The organism is Streptomyces spongiae (genome assembly GCF_009377185.1).
GTDB lineage: Bacteria > Actinomycetota > Actinomycetes > Streptomycetales > Streptomycetaceae > Streptomyces > Streptomyces spongiae.
Genome location: NZ_VJZC01000869.1, coordinates 1 through 2953, shown reverse-complemented (window position 1 = coordinate 2953; position 2953 = coordinate 1). Strand labels below are relative to the sequence as shown.

The window sequence follows — 2953 nt, the reverse complement described above, 5'->3', positions numbered from 1 at the left end:
GGTGACCACGGTCACCAGCCCCTTCCGCGTCAGACGTCAGAAGCTCAGGTCGGGGGCCGTGCCCGTGCCTCCGTCGTCGCCCGTTCCGCCGTCGCCGGAGCCGCCTCCGCCGTCGTCGCCCGTGCCTCCGGCGTCCTGGCCCGTTCCGCCGTCTCCTGTGCCGCCGTTGTCCGTGCCGGAAGTGGGTGGCGTGCCGGTGCTGCCGCCGTCGGTGGTCTCACCGCTGGTGGCGCCTTCGTTCGTGCCCGGGGTGCCGGTCTGGCCGCCGTTGTCCTGCCCGGACGTCTGGCCCTCGGTGTCCTCGTCGCCGGTGGCGCCGCCGTCGTCCTCGCTGTTGGAGGCGCTCGGCTCGTCGGCCGGGGTGCTGGGCGGGATCACCACCTGGTCGGCACCCTCCTGGAGCTCCAGGTCGAAGTCCGTCACCGGGGTGCCCTCGAGGGCGTCCTTGGTGAACTGGGCCCAGATCTCCGCGGGCGCGCCACCGCCGTTGATGCGGGGCAGGCCCATGGCTCCGTACAGCGACTTGTGTGCGCCGGTGACGGGGTCCTGGCCCATGACGGAGACCACGGTGGCGAGGTCGGGCGTGTAGCCGGCGAACCAGGCCGCCTGGTCCTCCTCGGCGGTACCGGTCTTGCCGGCCGCCGGGCGGCCCGCCGCCTGGGCGGCCGTGGCGGTGCCGCTCTCCACGACGGACTGCAGGACCTTCGTGGTCGTGTCGGCTGCCTCGCGGGTGACGGCCTGCTCGATGTTCTGCTTGGGCAGGCCGATCTCCTCGCCGTCCTTGGTGAGCTCGTTGACGAGCGTGTACGTGCCGTGCTTGCCGTGGTTGGCGAGCGTGGCGTACGCCTCCGTCATGTCCAGCACGCTGGCGGTGGCCGTGCCGAGGGCGATGGACGGGTACGGCGCCATGTCCGGGGTGGACTCCGGGAGGCCGAGGTCGATGGCGGTCTGCTCGACCCGCTGGGGGCCGACGTCGACGGCCATCTGCGCGTACACCGAGTTCACGGACTTGTCGGTGGCCTGGCGGACCGTGACGTCGCCGTAGGAGACGTGGTCCTCGTTCTCGGGGGCGTAGGCGCCGCCGCTCCAGCCCTGGACGGGGCGCTTGTTGGTGCCGTCGTAGATCGTGTTCGGCGTGATCGCGGTGCCGTTCTGGGTGGCCGAGTCGTTCTGGACGGCGGAGGTGAACACGAACGGCTTGAAGGTGGATCCCACCTGGTAGTCGCGGCGTGTCGCGTTGTTGTAGTACTGCTTGGTGAAGTCGATGCCGCCGTACATGGCGAGCACCTTGCCCGTCTTCGGGTCGATGGAGACGCCGCCGACGCGGACGTACTTGTCGACCTTGCGGTTCTTCTTGTCGAGCTGGTCCATGACCTGGTCGTCGACCGCCTTGACGAAGGCGTCCTGCTTGCTCTTCTGCAGGGTGGTCGTGATGCGGTAGCCGCCGGCCCGCAGGGTGTCCTCGTCGATGATCTTGTTGTCGTAGAGGTACTGCTTGACCGCCTCGACGAGGTAGCCGCGCTGGCCGGACATGCCGGTGGAGGCGACGGTCTGCTTCGGCGTCGGGAACTTGGCCTTCGCCCGCGCGGACTCCGACAGCCAGCCCTCCTTGACCATGCCGTCGAGGACGTACTTCCAGCGGGCGACGGCGGCGGACTTGTTCTCGGGGTGCGCGATGACGTCGTACTGGCTCGGGGCGTTGAGCAGTGACGCCAGGTACGCGCCCTGTTCGGCGGTCAGTTCGTCGGCGTCGACGCCGTAGTACGCCTGGGCGGCGGCCTGGATGCCGTAGGCGTTGCGGCCGAAGAAGCTGGTGTTGAGGTAGCCCTCCAGGATGTGGGCCTTGGTCTCCTCCCGGTCCAGCTTGATCGAGATGAAGAACTCCTTGATCTTGCGCGTGGCGGTCTGTTCCTGCGCCAGGTAGTAGTTCTTCACGTACTGCTGGGTGATCGTCGAGCCGGACTGCTTGCCCTTGCCGGTCGCCGTGTTCCAGGCGGCGCGGACCATGGCCTTGGGGTCGACGGCCGACTCGGTGTAGAAGTCGCGGTCCTCGGCGGCCAGTACGGCGTGCTGGGCCTTCTTGGAGATCTGGGCGAGCGTCACGTTCTCGCGGTTGACCTCGCCGTCGCGGGCGAGCTGGCTGCCGTCCGCGTACAGGAAGACGTTGCTCTGCTTGACCGCGGCCGCGTTCGCCTTCGGGATCTGGACCAGGTTGTAGCCCAGTACGAACAGGCCGATCAGCAACAGGGTCCCGAACAGGAAGGTCCCGAGCAGCATGCGCCAGGTGGGGACGAGTCGCCGCCATCCGGTGCGTTTGCGCTTGACGCGCTTGGCCTTCTTCGCGGACTTCGCGGACTTCTCGGAGCCGGCGACGGCAGCTGCGACTCCGGCCGAGGCGGCGCCCTCGGCGGGGCCTCCGGCCGAGGTGGGGATGACGGCTGTGCGGGGGCCGTCGTCCGGGGGCACTGCGCGGAGTTGGCGGGTGCTGTCGTCCAGGGGCGCGTCGGAGGTCTTGCCCGGCGTCGGGCCGGAGTCCGCGTCTGCGGCGCCGTCCGAGGCTGCCGGGGCGGAGCCCGCACCCGCGCTGCCGGGCGAGGCTGCCGGGCCGGTGGTCCTGGCTGCGCGGCCGGCGGGTGCGGGACCGCGGCCCTTGCCCGCGCCGGAGGCCGGGGCGGCGCCGGGGGCCTTCCCCGGGGTCTTGTCCTGCCCCCTCGCGGGAGGGATGCCGGGTGCGTTGCCGGAACCCTCGCCGGTCCCGCGGGAGGTCACCGCAGAGCCAGAGCCAGAGCCAGCCCCGTCCGAACCCTTGCCGGGCTCGCCGGAGGGTTTCCTGGACCCTGCCCGCTCCGAGCTGTCGCCAGGCTCGCCCGAGGGCCTACCGGACCCAGCCCCGTCCGAGTTCGCGCCGGGCGCACCCGAGGTCGCCTTGGACCCAGCCCCAGTGCCTTTCTGC

The 2953-nt window shown here is 70.8% G+C and carries 1 protein-coding gene; it reads right to left on the bottom strand.

The genetic code is table 11. The annotated features are described in order from the left end of the window. Window positions 1-36 precede the first annotated feature (36 nt). Complete coding sequence (locus FNH08_RS48020; protein WP_407704600.1) at window positions 37-2769, bottom strand: transglycosylase domain-containing protein; 2733 nt, start codon at window positions 2767-2769, stop codon at window positions 37-39. Window positions 2770-2953 lie beyond the last annotated feature (184 nt).